18 protein-coding genes are annotated in these 16,759 nt (G+C 34.4%); 8 read left to right on the top strand and 10 right to left on the bottom strand.

Annotation, left to right across the window (positions count from 1 at the left end; all coding sequences use genetic code 11):
• Positions 1-3 precede the first annotated feature (3 nt).
• A complete protein-coding gene (locus C1H87_RS00740; protein ID WP_102753981.1) occupies positions 4-891 on the bottom strand; it encodes a DUF72 domain-containing protein in 888 nt (295 codons plus the stop codon).
• A 128-nt stretch (positions 892-1,019) separates the two neighbouring features.
• On the opposite strand from C1H87_RS00740, the gene C1H87_RS00735 reads away from it, so the two are divergent.
• The 3 genes from C1H87_RS00735 (at position 1,020) to C1H87_RS00725 (ending at position 2,949) form a co-directional block, all read left to right on the top strand.
• Positions 1,020-1,601 carry a TetR/AcrR family transcriptional regulator gene (locus C1H87_RS00735; RefSeq protein WP_102753980.1) on the top strand — a complete coding sequence of 194 codons (582 nt, stop codon included), beginning with the start codon at positions 1,020-1,022 and terminating at the stop codon, positions 1,599-1,601.
• 53 nt (positions 1,602-1,654) lie between these two features.
• A complete protein-coding gene (locus C1H87_RS00730) occupies positions 1,655-2,404 on the top strand; it encodes an SDR family NAD(P)-dependent oxidoreductase (protein WP_102753979.1) in 750 nt (249 codons plus the stop codon).
• A gap of 128 nt (positions 2,405-2,532) precedes the next feature.
• Positions 2,533-2,949, top strand: a complete 417-nt coding sequence (locus C1H87_RS00725) for a glyoxalase (protein ID WP_102758128.1) — start codon at positions 2,533-2,535, stop codon at positions 2,947-2,949.
• Between the two features lie 333 nt (positions 2,950-3,282).
• Here C1H87_RS00725 and C1H87_RS00720 read toward each other — a convergent pair whose 3' ends face one another.
• Positions 3,283-3,573 carry a hypothetical protein gene (locus C1H87_RS00720; protein ID WP_158655074.1) on the bottom strand — a complete coding sequence of 97 codons (291 nt, stop codon included), beginning with the start codon at positions 3,571-3,573 and terminating at the stop codon, positions 3,283-3,285.
• A gap of 132 nt (positions 3,574-3,705) precedes the next feature.
• Between C1H87_RS00720 and C1H87_RS00715 the strand changes: the two genes are divergently transcribed.
• From C1H87_RS00715 to C1H87_RS00700, 4 genes are read left to right on the top strand one after another with little or no spacing between them, the layout of a single operon-like run.
• Positions 3,706-4,395: an ABC transporter ATP-binding protein gene (locus C1H87_RS00715; protein ID WP_102753977.1), complete on the top strand. Its 690-nt coding sequence runs from the start codon at positions 3,706-3,708 to the stop codon at positions 4,393-4,395.
• 4 nt (positions 4,396-4,399) lie between these two features.
• Positions 4,400-6,886 carry a TonB-dependent receptor gene (locus C1H87_RS00710; RefSeq protein ID WP_102753976.1) on the top strand — a complete coding sequence of 829 codons (2,487 nt, stop codon included), beginning with the start codon at positions 4,400-4,402 and terminating at the stop codon, positions 6,884-6,886.
• A gap of 2 nt (positions 6,887-6,888) precedes the next feature.
• Positions 6,889-8,328, top strand: coding sequence for an ABC transporter permease (locus tag C1H87_RS00705; RefSeq protein ID WP_102753975.1), 1,440 nt, complete (start codon positions 6,889-6,891; stop codon positions 8,326-8,328).
• Position 8,329: 1 nt separating this feature from the next.
• The gene (locus tag C1H87_RS00700) at positions 8,330-9,670 is read left to right on the top strand and encodes a DUF3526 domain-containing protein (protein WP_102753974.1); all 1,341 of its coding nucleotides are present in this window, start codon (positions 8,330-8,332) and stop codon (positions 9,668-9,670) included.
• A 62-nt stretch (positions 9,671-9,732) separates the two neighbouring features.
• Here C1H87_RS00700 and C1H87_RS00695 read toward each other — a convergent pair whose 3' ends face one another.
• Complete coding sequence (locus C1H87_RS00695; RefSeq protein WP_102753973.1) at positions 9,733-10,413, bottom strand: DUF2461 domain-containing protein; 681 nt, start codon at positions 10,411-10,413, stop codon at positions 9,733-9,735.
• 86 nt (positions 10,414-10,499) lie between these two features.
• Entirely contained in the window at positions 10,500-11,276 is a 777-nt protein-coding gene (locus C1H87_RS00690) for a tRNA pseudouridine synthase A (RefSeq protein WP_102753972.1), read from the bottom strand.
• A gap of 101 nt (positions 11,277-11,377) precedes the next feature.
• Between C1H87_RS00690 and C1H87_RS00685 the strand changes: the two genes are divergently transcribed.
• Positions 11,378-11,797, top strand: coding sequence for a hypothetical protein (locus C1H87_RS00685; RefSeq protein ID WP_102753971.1), 420 nt, complete (start codon positions 11,378-11,380; stop codon positions 11,795-11,797).
• A 240-nt stretch (positions 11,798-12,037) separates the two neighbouring features.
• Here C1H87_RS00685 and C1H87_RS00680 read toward each other — a convergent pair whose 3' ends face one another.
• The 6 genes from C1H87_RS00680 to hisH form a co-directional block, all read right to left on the bottom strand.
• Positions 12,038-12,871 (bottom strand): type IV pili methyl-accepting chemotaxis transducer N-terminal domain-containing protein, encoded by an 834-nt coding sequence (locus C1H87_RS00680; RefSeq protein ID WP_102753970.1) that lies wholly within the window; start codon positions 12,869-12,871, stop codon positions 12,038-12,040.
• Positions 12,872-13,542: 671 nt separating this feature from the next.
• A complete protein-coding gene (locus C1H87_RS00675) occupies positions 13,543-13,890 on the bottom strand; it encodes a hypothetical protein (RefSeq protein ID WP_158655073.1) in 348 nt (115 codons plus the stop codon).
• A gap of 45 nt (positions 13,891-13,935) precedes the next feature.
• Complete coding sequence (gene hisIE / locus C1H87_RS00670; RefSeq protein WP_102753968.1) at positions 13,936-14,529, bottom strand: bifunctional phosphoribosyl-AMP cyclohydrolase/phosphoribosyl-ATP diphosphatase HisIE; 594 nt, start codon at positions 14,527-14,529, stop codon at positions 13,936-13,938.
• 27 nt (positions 14,530-14,556) lie between these two features.
• On the bottom strand, positions 14,557-15,312 hold the full coding sequence (gene hisF / locus C1H87_RS00665; protein ID WP_102753967.1) for an imidazole glycerol phosphate synthase subunit HisF: 756 nt from the start codon (positions 15,310-15,312) through the stop codon (positions 14,557-14,559).
• Positions 15,313-15,315: 3 nt separating this feature from the next.
• On the bottom strand, positions 15,316-16,050 hold the full coding sequence (hisA, locus tag C1H87_RS00660; protein ID WP_102753966.1) for a 1-(5-phosphoribosyl)-5-[(5-phosphoribosylamino)methylideneamino]imidazole-4-carboxamide isomerase: 735 nt from the start codon (positions 16,048-16,050) through the stop codon (positions 15,316-15,318).
• A 105-nt stretch (positions 16,051-16,155) separates the two neighbouring features.
• A complete protein-coding gene (hisH, locus tag C1H87_RS00655) occupies positions 16,156-16,737 on the bottom strand; it encodes an imidazole glycerol phosphate synthase subunit HisH (RefSeq protein ID WP_102753965.1) in 582 nt (193 codons plus the stop codon).
• Between the last annotated feature and the right edge of the window lie 22 nt (positions 16,738-16,759).

Here is a 16,759-nt window from a genome sequence, read left to right as displayed (position 1 = left end):
AATTTATAGTAATTTTTGTTGCTTGTCTTCGTTCGGAATAGTTAAAGCGTATCCCAACTCCTGGTTAAGTTTTTTAATAAAATATGCCGATAATAACGGGGATTCTTTTTCTATATTTTGGTGAATGAAAAAATCTATTTCCTTAATCCCGGAATCCTTCCAAAGTTTAAGTCGTTCAACCCAATCATCTAAACGGGTATAATCTGTTTCATGGTTAGCACCAACATATCTTACAAAAGCCGTGGCATTGGTTAAACGCATATGCATTAAATCGCGCCTGCCGGCAGTATCTACAATAACATTGGATATATTGTTTTCTTCCAACAGTTGGTATAATTCTTCCGATACCGTACTGTCGTTATACCAATTAGTATGTCTAAACTCCATAGCTAAAGGCATTTCTTTTGGCCAACTTTCTGCGAAAGCAACTACCCTATCAAAATCTTTAGGTGCAAAATTACTGTGCATTTGTAAAAAGATCGTACCCAGCTTTTCTTTTAGATTGGATGCATTGTATAAATAGTCCTCAACAACAGCTTGTGTTTCGTTTAAACGTTTCCAATGGCTTATTTCTTGATTTAACTTAGGAAAAAACTTAAACCCATCGGGAGTTTTGTTGTACCATGTAGAAAATTGCTCGGCTGGAAAAACCCTATAAAACGTAGCATTTAACTCGATGGAGTTGAATTGCCTTGAATAGTAAGCCAGCTCGTCTTTGGTACCTCTTGGGTAAAACCCTTTGAGGTCTGCCCTATTCCATTTTGCACAGCCCACATAAATTTCGGGAATGTTGTCATCTTTAACCCTATTTAACACCTTCATAGTGTCTAAATGGTCTTCGGGTAAAGTAAAATCGATTATTTCGGGGTTATCTACACTTCCAAATTTCATATGTTGGTATTGTTTATTCAAAAGTAAATATTTTGAGAGATTTTTTGACGATTTCAACGTAATAACAAAAATTTAACAGACAGGTTTTAGAATATTTTATATATTTGGAACGAACATTTCAAATAAAAATGCCAAAAGTAGAAACATTTGATAAAGAATTGGTCTTAAAAAAGGCTGCTAATGTCTTTCATAACAAGGGCTTTAACGCTGCTTCTATGCAAGACTTAGTGGATGCTACCGGACTTAACAGGTCGAGTATTTATAATTCCTTTGGTGGTAAACTGGATTTATTTTTGGAATGTTTAAAATCGTACCGGGACCTATTTTACACAAAAGTCTCAAAGAGATTACAAAATGCAGATAATCCTCTGGATGCTATTGAGCGTCTTTTTGAACTTTATTTAGATGAGATTGTTAGCGATAAGGACGATAAAGGTTGTTTCATTACTAATTGCACTTCTGAAATGGCTAATCAAAATGAATCTATAGTTAGCTTTTTAAATGCTAATCGGACTTCTTTTTTGGAGTTTTTGGAAGAGTTAGTTGAAAAAGGTCAGGAACAATCTGTTATTAACAACAATAAATCGGCTAATGAATATGCATTGTATTTATTCTCGTCAATTCAGGGACTTAGAACAACCGGTATTTTAATTTCCAACAAGAACGATTTACAAATTATTATTAAAACTATAATACAAACATTAATATAAATTTTTTTTAATCTTATTTGGAACGATTGTTTCAAATAAAAACATGTAAAACAATGAGTAAATTAAAAAACAAAGTAGCAGTTATAACGGGTGCAAACAGTGGTATTGGATTAGCTACAGCAAAACTATTTTTAGAAGAAGGCGCAAAAGTTGTTATTTCAGGAAGACGACAAGAGGCTTTAAACGAAGTAGCGGAAAATTTAGAAGGTGACTTTATCACTGTTCTAGCGGATTCGTCTAAACCGGAAGACAATGCTAAATTAATAAAAGAAACTACTAATGCTTTTGGCACTATAGATATATTGTTCTTAAATGCCGGAATCGCTCCTGTATCTCCTGTTACTGAGATAAATGAAGATCATTACAATGATATTTTTAACACTAATGTTAAAGGGCCAATTTTAACAACAAAGGAGGCCTTACCTTATTTAAATGATGGTGGTACTGTATTATTCACAGGATCTATTGTAAAACAAAAAGTTTTTGATGGCTTTGGGGTATATTCTGCGAGCAAAGGTGCTCTACGAGCTTATGCCAAAGTATTGACTTCTGAAGTAAAATCCAGAGGTATCCGTGTAAATACAATTGCTCCGGGACCTATTGACACTCCTATTTACGGTAAACTAGGTTTGCCAGAGGATGTGTTGGAAGAAAACGCAAAAGGATTTGCTTCCATGGTACCATTAGGTCGTTTTGGAGCATCTGAGGAAATTGCCAGAACGGCTTTGTTTTTGGCTTCAGATGATGCTTCTTATATAAATGGTATTGATTTAGTGGTCGATGGTGGATTAAGCCAAATCTAAACCAAACACTTTAACAAATGGCTGAAAACACTAGCACTCAGCCATTTGTTAATAACCTCGTTAACAATTATGGACGTGACCTCGATTTTTTAGTGTTTATAATCTATATTTTTATCAAAACCTTTACAATGAACACAAGACAATTTAACCTGAAAAGTATTCGTCCAGAAGTTCCTTCAACTACCATTAATGATACTATGAGTAGTGATGAACGTTTTCAAAACATCGTATTGAGACCCATTGCAAAGTTTCAAAAAGACTTGTTAATTGCTGTTTTTAAAAATTATATTGTTAAGCATAAATCGGTTTTTTATGATTTATCTGCAGAGAAACGCATGATCTATATTGAAAATGCGATTCAAAAAGATATGAAATTTAGAAATTCGCTAAAGGGTATGATTATTGGGCAGTTTACTGTTGAAGAGTATAATATTTACATACAAAACTCATCTGCTTTAAATAAGCGAATGATGGGTATTGTTAAGGAACAATTACTCAGCAGTCTTCAACTTTTTGAGAATCCAGAATTACTTGCTGCAGTTTAGTTAAAGGAAACATTCCTCAACTTAGAAAGCTAAATTATGTCGTCATTACAAAAATAGTAGTGACGCAATAATCTCTTTGATTTAAGTTAATAGAGCAGAACGCGAATTGCATAAATATTCGCTAATAGTTAAAGCGCTCGATTTAATTAAAGTATTTTTATTTACCCCTCTAATAATTTATAATATTGATTTATATTTACAGCTTCTAATGAAAAACAAGAAGCATTTTATCACTATGTTTTTTGTCGCTTTGTTTTTATTATTCAAAGTGGCAGGATTACATGAGTTTTCTCATCATGCAGACGATACAGACGTTCAGCATTGTGAAGTTTGTCATATAGCAACAGCGGTTAATTTTATACCTCTTCTAGAAACAGAAATCACTGTTTTACCCCAAACGGAATATTTTTTATCGGAGCAAAAATTTAATAGTATAGCTCCATACGTTGTTTTTAACAACAAATATCTATCAAGTAATCTCTTTACGAGACCCCCTCCTCTATTTTTATAGTCCATTTTGTATGTAGTACCATCGCTGTATTGTGTGATAGGTACACCCAATTCATTTGCCGTTTCGATATGGTAATCTGCATTTATTGTGGAATATATCGAGACGTTATGCATATTTAAACATACATCGGGCTCCGTCCTTTCGCAGGGCATCTCATCAAAACATTCAAACGCTTAATTATTGTTAACAACAGTAAGTATACGCGTTTGTACAATTTACAATCAATTTTTAATTCATTATACGTTATGTTGAAAGCAACAAACATATGCAAGTCTTACCATGGAAAGGTGGCCTTAAAAGATGTTTCTTTTGAAGTTTCTAAAGGCGAAATATTTTGCCTGTTAGGTCAAAATGGAGCAGGAAAGACAACAACCATTAATATTTTTCTAGGTTTTATAAAAAAAGATAGCGGTCAAGCTCTTTTAGGCGACAAAGAGGTTGGTAAAGACGATACCAATCAACTTACCGCATATATTCCTGAAACTGTGCAACTCTATGGCAACCTTAGCGGTGTAGAGAACTTGGATTTCTTTAGCCGTTTGGCTGGATTTAAATACTCCACGTCTCAATTAGAGGCTTTTTTAGAAAAAACAGGACTACAATCAGATGCGCAGCACAAAAGGCTATCGTCTTACTCCAAAGGAATGCGGCAAAAAGTTGGTATTGCTGTAGCACTTGCCAAAAATGCAGAAGTAATTTTTATGGATGAACCTACCTCTGGCTTAGATCCAAAAGCAACTTCGGAATTCACTAAAATTTGTAAAGAACTAGCGGCTATGGGCAAAGTAATCTTTATGGCTACACATGATATTTTTAATGCCGTAGAACTAGGCACGACCATAGGTATTATGAAAGAGGGCACATTAGTGCAGAAACTAAAAGCCAATGATATAGACGCAAGCCAATTAAATCAACTTTACTTAGAAACAATCTAAAACCATGAAAAACTACATTCTCATAATAATAGCAATAGTATCAATTAATACATCATTCGCCCAAATTTCGGTTGAAGGTAAAATTGTTGATACGGATAGACAACCCATATTAGGAGCAACCATTTCGTATACAAACCAAGGTTCAGGAATTACAAACGGTACAGTATCCCAAGAGGACGGTAGCTTTGCTTTAGAACTTGAGCAAATTGGAAACTATCAAATTAACGTAAGCTACATAGGTATGCGATCGTTGCGTTTACAGAAATCATTTGACCAAATTCAGGCCTATGATCTGGGCACATTGGTGCTGGAGGAAAATGAGGAGCAATTGCAATCCGTAGAAGTTATAGGTAGGGTTAGAAAAGATTATAATAGCGACTATTCCTTTTCAGCAACTAAAATAGCCATAAAAAATAAAGAGCTGCCACAGGCGATAACCTCCGTAACGAAAGAATTGATAGCCGATCGTCTCGCCTTTCAATTACCAGATGCCGTAAAAACAGTTAGTAATGTTACAGTTACTGGCTTATACAATCACTATAATATTCGTGGTATTACACAGGCGGATGACGGACAAATACTAAATGGCATGCGTACCCGTCAGTATTATTTTCTTCAACCCATTACCTCGCATATTGAACGTGTGGAAGTGATAAAAGGTCCTTCTTCTGTTACTTTTTCTAGTGCCGACCCTGGTGGAACTGTGAATATGGTGACCAAAAAACCCTTGAAAGAAAAGCGAAGCGAAGTTTCTGCGACTACTGGTAGTTTTGGAACTTTGAGAGCGACCGCTGATTTCACGGGACCTTTGAACGACTCTAAAACGTTACTGTATCGTTTTAACGCTGCATTTCAAGAGGCAAATTCGTTTAGGGATTTGGTAAAAAACAACGCCTTTTTGATAACCCCTTCATTTAGTTACATTCCTAATGAAACAACAGCACTTAATGTTGAAATGATTTATAGTAATGGTGTCGGAAATTTAGATAGAGGTCAGCCCATTTTTGGCAGCATTAATGGAGAATTTGATTTAAAGAGCACTCCTATTTCTTTAAATGTGGGAGCCTCCAACGATTTTTTCAAGTCTAAAGAAGTGGTTATCATGACCAATTTCAACAAGAAGTTTACTGATAATTTTGGTTTTAATGCGTCTTACATGAAGCAAACCTGGGATGAGGATTTAGCAGAACACAGAACAGTAAACAGTGCTGCGGTCGATATTGCCGGAAATGCTATACCAACCTTGGCCGCCATGCGCTATGTAGAACGCGAGCAATTTTGGAATACGGATAATTTTAGTGCTTTTTTCAATTTTGACACTAAAGGAGAAAAAATCACGAATAAGTTCTTAGTAGGATATGATGCAACGCGATGGGAACGCACCATTGGCGGAGGACAAAACGGAGCTAGACGTTATTTAAGGTTAGATGGTTCGGTAACAAATTTCAATGTTGATGAGGCGGATCAATTTCAAACTATGGAAATTGATGGTGTTGTAATGCCCGTACCAAACGTACCGCATTTTAATTTAGAGAACCCAAGCAATGGTATACGAGAGACAAAAGACTATACAATTTCTGAGTTTGAAATTCCGGCAAACCTTTCTACTACTGGTGGAATTTATATTCAAAACCAATTCAAAATCGGTAAGTTTTCTGCTTTGATTAATTTAAGATATGAGTGGTTTAAAGATATATTTGATTATAAAGGCAATGAACAAGAATTTAAAAACGAGGCATTTATTCCTAGAATCGGTTTGACTTATGAAATTACCGATAACATAAGTGCTTATGCTACGTATTTAGAAGGATTCCAGCCTCAGACAAATACGGTGTCATTATCCCCTGCTACCGAAGGTTTCTTTTGGTCTGCTTCGCCAGGTAGATTTAACCCATTAGAAAGTAGTTTAAAAGAGATTGGTGCCAAAGGCGAGTTCTTTAACGGAAAAGCAGTATTAAATTTTGCTGTTTTTGATATCACCCAAAAGAATATTCTGATTGGTGACACCTACGACTTAGAGAATTTAACCTCCAGAGGTAAGCAGCGCAGTAAAGGATTTGAAACTGATTTCTCAGGCTATATAACATCAAACTTTCAATTAGTAGCCTCATATGCCTTTACAGATGCCGAAATCGTTGAAGATGAAGATGAATCACTAATTGGTGAACGTATTGGTGGAACTCCAAAGCACAGTGCCAATCTTTGGGGAAAGTATGATTTTATAAACAAAACCTTAAGGGGTATTAGTGTTGGTCTTGGCATGCAATACAGCGGAGATAAATACTCATGGTATGCCGACCGTTTATTGCTTCCAGAATATACCGTTTTTGAAGGGGCATTGTACTACAAACCTGCAAATTCGAATATACAATTGACTCTTAAAGCGAATAACCTTTTTAATAAAACATATTGGTTAGGTGCTTTAAATGCTTCAAGATTAGCGCCTGGTTCGCCAAGGAACATCTTACTAAATGCAACCTATAGATTTTAGGTATGAGAAAAAATGTCATTTATTTGTTGGCACGCCAACTATGGAAAGATGCCTTTAGATCCAAAGTTATGAGCATAGCTTTAGGTTTAATGGTATTTTTGCTTCTTTTTTCGACCTACAGCGGTTGGGAAAACTACCACGATCAAAACTATACACGACATTTAGTGCAAGATGAAGTGCAAGAGAGTTGGGAAAACAACCCTGATAAGCACCCGCATCGAATGGCTCATTATGGTTCTTTTGCTCTTAGAATAAAACATGTTCTTAGTATTTTCGACTTAGGATTAGAAAATTTTGTTGGTAATGCCGTATTCTTGGAAGCACACAAACAGAATACAGTCAACTTTTCTGAAGCGAGTATGTCTACAGGCTTATTACGATTTGGAGAGGTTAGTTTGGCGATGCTTTTAAAGGTAATCATCCCCTTACTAATTTTCTATTTAGGCTTTGCAACAGTGGCCCGAGAAAGAGAAAATGGCACTTTAAAACTGTTAATTGGTCAAGGTATAACTAGAAAAGAAATTGTTTTTGGTAAATGGTTAGGCCTCTATAGCTTATCCTTAATTTTCCTATCTGCCATCTTTCTTATTTTGCTATGCTTTGTACTGATAGAATCTCATGACGATATGTACTCTGGGAGTTTACTGAGATACGTCTTGTTATTGGTCTCTTACTTACTGTTTTTTGCTATTCTAAGTACTATTACCATTTTGGTTTCAGCCTTTAGCAAAACTGCGAAAGGCGCTTTGGTAAAACTTTTGGGGATTTGGTTGTTGTTTGTAATTATACTACCAAAATCTTTGCAAGCAATTGGGTATTACTTGTACCCTACGCCTTCTAAAATAGAAATAGAAACAGCCGTTGAACATGATTTAATTCAGCAAGGCGATAGCCATAATCCTGATGACCCACATTTTAAAGCATTAAAAGATTCTGTACTATTAGCAAATAATGTGGCAAAGGTAGAAGATCTTCCCTTTAATTATGGTGGATTTGTTATGTCCCAGGGTGAAGCTATGAGTACCAAAGTTTATTTAGAGCATCAAGATCGCTTGTATCAAGTTTATCGTAAACAAAATAACTTAGAACGCTTATCTGCTTTTGTTAACCCGTATACAGCAATTAAAAATTGGTCTATGGCTTTCTCTGGTACTGATTTCCAGTCTTTTCTGCATTTTAAGGCCCAAGCAGAAGCTTATCGTTTTAATCTGGCTCAAGAAATGAACCAATTGCAGATGGATTTCATTCCCAATAAAGGAAAAGCTGGACCTAATACGATTTCCAATAAGTATTGGAAAGAATTTCCTCCATTCGAATATCACTTTTTAAATGTCTCTAAAGTGTTAAGTAACGAAGTAACTTCCATTATGGCGTTACTCTTATGGAGTGTATTGTCGGTTTTTGGCTTGTTAAGAATATCTACTAACCTAAAAGCTATCTAAGATGTATCATTTATTATTTAAGTCATTTTTTAGAACTAAGATATTCTTGGTAAGTCTTGTTTTGTTGGTATCTGTTGGGGTTATCAGTATATTAATTGGTAAACAATATTTGGTAAAACAAGAAAACACCATTGTTGCAGCGCAAGAGTTTCAAGAAGAAAGTATTAAACGAAATCTGGAATATCACAGTGATGATTTAGGCTTGTTATTGTATTACCTACGTTTTACTTTAATAAAAAAGCCTACAAATATAAGTGCGATTTCAATTGGTCAGAGTGATGTTAATCCATTGCTACAAGCTGTAACCATTCGTGGATTGGAAGGTCAGAAATATGATACCGACTTTGAAAACCCGTCGTTATTAATGTCTGGGAATTTAGATTTGGGATTCGTTATTATTTATCTGTTTCCTTTGGTGTTAATAGCCATGACCTTTAATTTATATTCTGAAGAAAAGGAATTAGGTACTTGGAGAATATTAGCAGCACAAACTGCTGGGAAAGCCAGGTTTTTGTTAAAAAAACTATTGATAAGAATTCTCTTTGTTTTTGCTATTTTAATTTTTCTGATGTTTTTGGCCTGCGGTATTTTACAAATTCCGATGAATCAAGCATTTTGGGCAATATTTATACAAAGCATATTGTATGTATCGTTTTGGAGTGCGTTATGCCTATGGATAGTTTCTATGCTAAAAGACTCTAGTTTTAATGCATTGATCTTAATTTCTATATGGGTTTTACTAAACATTTTACTTCCTGCTATGGTCAATAATTATGTTCTTAACAGATACCAAGTGCCAGAAGCTTTAAATGCTATGGTAGAACAAAGAGATGGCTACCATGAAAAATGGGATTTGGAAAAAGATGCCACCATGACGAGTTTTTATGAAGCCTATCCTCAATATAAAAACTATCCTGTTCCAGATGATCAATTCAGTTGGATTTGGTACTATGGTATGCAACATATGGGAGATTTAGAAGCGAAGGAAACAAGTACCGAAATGATGGAAAAAATTATGATGCGTAATACCGTAAGTGAAAAAGTTGCCCTTTTTGTTCCAACAATGCATACACAATTAAGTTTTAATAATTTAGCTAGTACGGATATGATTAGTCACTTAGATTTCTTGAAAGCCCTTACTGAATTTCATGAAAATTTGCGCCTAAGTTTTTATACAAAAATTTTCGAAAACAATCCTGCCAATGTAATCGATTGGGAAAATCATGAGGCTAAGTTTTATAGTCCAAAACGTGATTTTAGCTGGATGCATCTGATGCTTCCAACGTTACTTATCACATTGACAATTGCTGTTTTCGGGCTGTTTAATCTTCGGAAATTGTAAATTAAATAAGGGTTAGAAATATAATCTAACCCTTATTCTAATATTAATATGTTCTAAAAGACTTAAATTAAAGACTCACCATTTAAGTCTGTAGTGAGTACATCACTCATATAATCAAAGAAAGGTCTTATGGCTTTAAAAGATGTGTTTACATCGTTTAAAAAGTCTGGGCTAAGCACTTCTTTATCGGTATACTTTTTAGTGAAGATGTATTGCTTCTTTTTTATTAGATCGATGGCTTTATGGTCTTTACTAAACCCTTTTGGGGCTGTTTTCACCTCGTCTCCCACAAAGGTGTCACCCCAAACACTATTAAACTTTTTGTTGGCCAAGATTTCGCGTATTTCACTATCATCCATTTCGAACTCTTTTCTAATTCTTAGCAAATCTGCTGAAGCTGGTTCCCAAAAGCCAGTAGCTATAAAACTCTCATTATTAGGTTGAATATGTAGATAATAACCACCTCTTAATTTCGGTTTTGTTCTATGAAACGAACCGCCAAAGTGCGTTTTATAAGGATCTTTGTTTTTAGAAAAACGCACATCTCTATAAATTCTAAATATTTTTAGTTTATCTATTTCATCGTGGGTGTTTAAAGTTTCGAAAACTGAGTTATAAACCTTTTTCACTTCGGCTTCCATGGCCTTAAACTCCTTCTTTCTCTCATTAAACCAATCCCTGTTATTGTTTTTTTCTAGTCTTTTAAAAAAATCTAATGTTTCCTTTGGAACTGTTACCCCCATAATGTTACGTTTTTTGATGTTGTTAATTAGTTTTTAAATAGATAAGATAGTCTAAATAATACGAGAAAATTACAAAAATCACTTAACTATTCAAACTCGATGTTATTTAGAATAAGCCCTGATGCTGGCGCTATATAATCCATCTTTACAGTGCTATCGGGCAATAGGCTTGTTTTAATGTCTTCTAAGGTTAATTTACCTTTTCCCAAATCGATTAAAGTTCCCATCATTAATCTAATTTGATTCCGCATAAACCCTTTCCCCTTAACTCTTAATAAATAGGTTTTCTTTGGAAAGTAATTCGCTGTATATATGGTGTTCTCTACTAATTCGCATAGCAAGATTTCTCTATCATAAACACCATTTTCTGTAGGTTTATAGCAATACGTTTTAAAATAATGTTCGCCTTCAAAAAGTTTGGCCCCTTGTTTCATCGTTTCAATATCCAAATCGTCCAGAATCGTCGTCATAATTGGAGCACAAAACGGATGGCATTTTTGACCGCAGGTAAATAAATACAGATATTCTTTAATCTTTGAATGGTTTATAATATTAAACGCTGCATCTACTTCCCGTATGCTCGTAGCTCTAATATCTTGAGGCAAGTTATGATTAAATAAATCCAAAAACGCTTTTTCATCTTCAATAGGTTCGAATAAAAACAGTTCGAAGGCCGCATTTTCGGCAGATACCATAGCATCTGTCCTGCCCGAACTTAAGCTTTTAAAACGCTTACCTTCAAGAATAAAGTTTAAAGTTCGATCTATCATTAAATGCAAGGTTTTTACGTTGGGTTGCTTTTGCCAACCATGAAAACGATACCCTAAATATTGAATGGTAAAAACGTAAAAGTATTTTTTCATTTTTTGAATTAAAATCAGATTCGAAAAATACGCCCTTTATTGATTGTGACAAAAAAATTATAACTTGTATATCTCAATTAACTAACTAAATACTAATAATTATGAATGAAACATCAACAAACAAGCCTCCTATTTGGTTCTGGATCGTAAGTGTTATTGCTCTTATTTGGAACGGACTTGGGGTAGATGGTTATTTAGGCCAAGCATACAATACGGAAAGATACCGTAATGCTTTTACTGCAGAAGAACTAGAAATTGCAGCTAGTGCCCCTGCATGGGTTACTGCTATGTTTGCTATTGCCGTTTTTGCAGGAGCTATTGCAGCCATAGGGCTTTTGCTAAGAAAAAAATGGGCCACTACTTTTTGGGCTATCTCTTTAATTGCAGTAATTATTCAAATGAGTTTTGCTTTTATTAGCAACCAGGTGATTAATTTGTGGATGGCTATTATGATAGTCATTTTTGCATTTATTTTTCTTTGGTTTTCTAGAAAATCCCAAGCTAAAGGGTGGATATCTTAATGCTGTATCGAAATGATTCATTTTTTTGCATCACTATATTAGACCTAAGATCCCGCCAGATACTGAAACGAGTTCAGCATAGGAAGCGGGATTAGTTCTACTTACTATTTTGAATGCTTTGCTTCGCAACTTTACAAAATAGAGTTTCACTAATAAATTCAGACCTGTCAGGTTTAAAAACCTAACAGGTCTTGACTTGATAATTAATTAAATACTGTTTCGAATTAATAGAATAAAAGCTTAGCTTTCTTTTGCTATTTTCTCGTAGATACCAGTTATTTTATTAAAACTTTTCGTTAAGCTATTGGTGATGTTAAAGACTTCTTCCAGATCGAAATCACCGTTTAAAAAGCCATGTTTATCGATTTGAAACTTCTCCCATATAGCCATTATCGATCCGAGTTCTTCTTCGGTCTCTGTCGTGTTATAACTATTAATGAGCAAATAGTCTATAGTACCACTAAATTCGGTAAATGTGTTATTTAACACTTCTTGATATTTGTCCTTTTCTTTAGGAAACATAATACTGGCTGTATAGTATAAACAAAGCCTTTGTGAGAGCATACGCTGCTTTCCAGAAATATTAATGATTTTTACTAGCTCCTGATTATTATCTTTAAAAAATTTATTACTGTAATTAGACCTTGATTCGATTGCTTGTACAACTTCATGGCAAGCTTTTAATAAATCTGAATTCATTTTAATAATATCGCTAGATGTAGATAGGTTTGGGTCGGTTATTAATAGTTTTTTAAACTTAACCCAGAGTTCTTCTACCCTTTTTATGCGCAACTTCACTACTGTAGTTTCTGCATTCTTTTTTAAAATAGCAAGTTGCTTTTCAAAAATAAACTTACCAGAATTAAGTTCTTTTTTTATCTGGTCGTTATAAACACCTTTTGCAAGTAACAAATAAGCCTTAGACATTTTTTGAGTAAGCATGCGTTGCTTACCAGAAATATTTACGGCTTTATTGTAGCTAATTGAACCATAACTTTGGGTTTGGGATGTCGATTCGTTTGCATTTAGAAATAAGAGGAGCGTGAGAAATAATAGGTTGCTTTGGGTCTTCATAAATTACTGATTTTAATTACTAGGTTAAGTATAAATTGTTCAAATACTAAGTAAAATTACTTAATTTGTACAATCAGCCAAATCAGGAAATTAAAACCTATGTAAAACCGAAATTAAAACAGGTTATTAACTGCGTTTTATCAGGTTTTACAAGCATTTACATCGATTACATTCTTATTTATTGAACTTTAATTTTGTTAAATACGTAATTAAAGATCATCTATTTTTTCAGTTATATAAAAATTAAGAAAATACACATTTAAATTTAAGGTGTTTTAATACAAATACTGATTTATTGAATGCTGGTGTTTGAAAGCCATTTTATTTTGTTCATTCAAAATGGCACTTTTTATACACCAGCCCCCTTTTATTTACGTATTCTAATTTATCCAGCAGTATTGGGATCTGTTGCACTCAATTCGGAATTTATGAATCCCTTGGAATCGTCTGAATCATCAAAACAAGCATAAAAACAAAATGTTAGACACAGCAATAGTGTGTACTTTTTAATCTTAAAGTAGGTTGTCATTCATCAAAAATTTGAGAGGTTGTTAATATGTAATTTGCGAAGAAAAGGTAGAAAAGGATTATTATATGTTGATAACAAAAAAGGTATTAGAAATTGTTCTAATACCTTTTATTAAAAGTGTTTTGATGGTTATCTTATCTTATTAGTGTATTCCATTAGTGTTATAAGCTTCTAACTGTTTTGGCGTTAATAAGCTTAAAACAGCGTTAAGAGTTTCTTCACGCTTAGGCAGTACCGTTTTTTCAAATTCCTGCTGCTTTTTCTTTGATTTTGGGGCTTTATCTAAAACAACAACGAGTTCTTTATAAATCTCTCTAACTTTAGCTTCTTGTGCTTCTGTAAGCTTTAAAGAAGTATCTTTTTCTGTTAGCAAGGTATTATCTCGCTTTATTAAGTCTGTTATTTGGGCATCGACACTTTTTTGTGCAAAAACTGTAGCGGAAGTCATTATTAAAAACAATAACGACATCATAATTTTTTGTAGGTTCATGGGGTCATAATTTAGAATTATATAGTCAAATATAGTAAATTTTAATTATTTATGCCTTCCTTTCAGTTCCTCTTCAATGTCTTTTAAAGAGAATCCTTTGGCTTTTAATAGCATTAAATAGTGAAATAATAAGTCTGCAGATTCGTATAAAAACAGCTCATCATTATTGTCCATGGCTTCTATAACTGTTTCTACGGCCTCCTCTCCTACTTTTTGCGCTATCTTATTAATACCTTTTTCAAATAGACTTGCAACATACGATTTCTTCGTGTCCTTATTCGAAACACGTTCTGCAATAACGTCTTCTAAAGTCGATAAAAAACCGTAAGATGATACGTTCTCTGTATTCCAACAAGTATCTGTTCCTTTATGGCATGTAGGGCCAACTGGATTTACCTGAATTAAGAGTGTGTCATTATCGCAATCGTTTTTAATATCAACCAGATTTAAAAAGTTACCGCTTTCTTCCCCTTTGGTCCATAGGCGCTGTTTACTCCTACTAAAAAAAGTAACCTGTTTGCTTTCTAAGGTTTTTTGATAGGCAGCCTCATTCATATATCCCAACATTAACACGCTTTTCGTCACTGCATCTTGAATGATTGCCGGAACTAACCCGTTACTATCGTACTTTATGTTCATTTATTTCTGTTTTTTTTGGTTCATCTATTACAAACGAACCTCTATATTATGTTCTCTTAGTTCTCTTTTTAAATCAAGAATTGGAATTTCACCAAAGTGAAACACACTGGCTGCAAGTGCTGCGTCCGATTTTCCTTCTTTAAAGGTATCTATAAAATGTTGTACATTTCCGGCTCCGCCTGAAGCGATTATAGGTATATTTAATTCTTCAGATAGTTTTGACAAAGCTTTATTTGCAAACCCATTTTTAGTACCGTCATGATTCATCGATGTAAACAGTATTTCTCCTGCTCCCCGTTCTTCAACTTCCTTTGCCCATTCGAACAAATCGATTTCGGTTGGAATACTACCACCTGCTAAATGTACTTTCCATTGCCCGTCTACTTCTTTTGCATCTATGGCAACCACAACACATTGACTTCCGAATTTATCGGATAATTCATTTACCAGCTCAGGTCTTTTAACGGCCGAAGAGTTTATCGATACCTTATCTGCTCCACATTGTAACAGGGCATCAACATCTTCTACAGACGATATCCCGCCACCTACAGTAAATGGTATATTTACCTGCTCTGCTACGTGTAATACCATATCTAAAGTCGTAGCACGACCTTCTAGCGTCGCCGAAATATCGAGAAAAACCAATTCGTCTGCACCTAAATCTGCATATTGCTTTGCTAATTCCACCGGGTCTCCGGCATCTCGCAGATCAACAAAGTTAACACCTTTAACTGTTCTACCGTTTTTAATATCTAAACAGGGTATGATTCTTTTTGTTAACATGTTTTATAAAAATTTTTCTAATTCATAAAGGCTTATTTTGTTCTCGTAAATAGCCTTTCCAATAATAACCCCTTCACAACCTATCTCTTTTAAAATAGGCAATTCTTCAATAGATGAAATACCACCGGAAGCAATTAGTTTAATGGATTGGTCGTTACTGCTATTGGAGCATTCTGAAATGATTTGCTTGTACAATTCAACCGAAGGCCCTTCTAGCATACCATCCTTTGAAATATCTGTGCAAATAACATATTTAATGCTTTTCTTTTGATACGACTTAATAAATGGAATAACATCTTTTTCGCTCTGCTCTAACCAACCACTAATGGCTACTTTCCCGTTATCGCTATCGGCTCCTAAAATAATTTTCTCGGCGCCATATTTATTAATCCATCCCTCGAAGGTTTCTGGATCTTTAACGGCAATACTTCCTCCTGTAATCTGCCTTGCTCCAGAGTTAAAGGCAATATGTAAATCTTCATTTGCTTTTAGTCCGCCCCCAAAATCTATTTTAAGACTGGTTTTTGTTGCAATTTGTTCCAACACTTTATAGTTTACTATATGCTTTGCTTTAGCACCATCTAGATCAACTAAATGCAAGTACTGTATTCCGGAACCTTCAAACATTTTGGCAACTTCTAAAGGGTTTTCATTATATACTTTTTTAGTCTCGTAATCCCCTTTGGTTAATCGCACACATTTTCCGTCTATAATATCTATTGCTGGTATAATTCTCATAATATTTTCTACGTTTCGACTCTGCTCAAGGTAAACTCAAACAGGAATCTTTTTAGTTAGTAATCATTTTACCGAAGCACTTCGATTGCCTTCAGTGTAACTCATTTATAATTCCAAAAAATTCTTTAAAATCTTAGCTCCAGCGATACTACTTTTTTCCGGGTGAAATTGTACGCCATAAAAATTATTGTGTTGCAATGCCGAGGCATAATTAATGCCATAATCTGTTTTTGCTATGGTTTCGTCGCAGTGTTCTGCATAATAGCTATGAACTAAATACATGTATTCGTTTTCTTTAATTCCTGAAAACAAATCAGACTTTAGGTCTTTAATAACATTCCATCCCATTTGTGGCACTTTTACCCCGCTGTTAAAACGCTTTACTTTGGTTTTAAATATGCCAACGCCTTCTGTATTTCCTTCTTCTGTTGATTCGCAAAGCAACTGCATACCCAAGCAGATACCTAAAACGGGTTGCTTTAAAGTAGGAATGAGTTTATCCAGACCACTATTTCGCAACATAGCCATAGCGGTACTCGCCTCTCCCACACCTGGAAAAATCACCTTATCTGCTGCTAAAATTTCTTCTGGATTATCAGACAAGACAGCTTCTACCCCCAAGCGCTTAAAAGCGAATTGGATACTTTTTATATTTCCGGCACCGTAATTTATAATTACTAATTTCACTTGATTTTAGATTTACAATATC

The sequence above is a fragment of the Flavivirga eckloniae genome (assembly GCF_002886045.1).
In the GTDB taxonomy this organism is placed as follows: Bacteria; Bacteroidota; Bacteroidia; order Flavobacteriales; family Flavobacteriaceae; genus Flavivirga; species Flavivirga eckloniae.
Note: the sequence above shows the minus strand (reverse complement) of the source record. Positions and strands in the feature narration are given on the sequence as shown.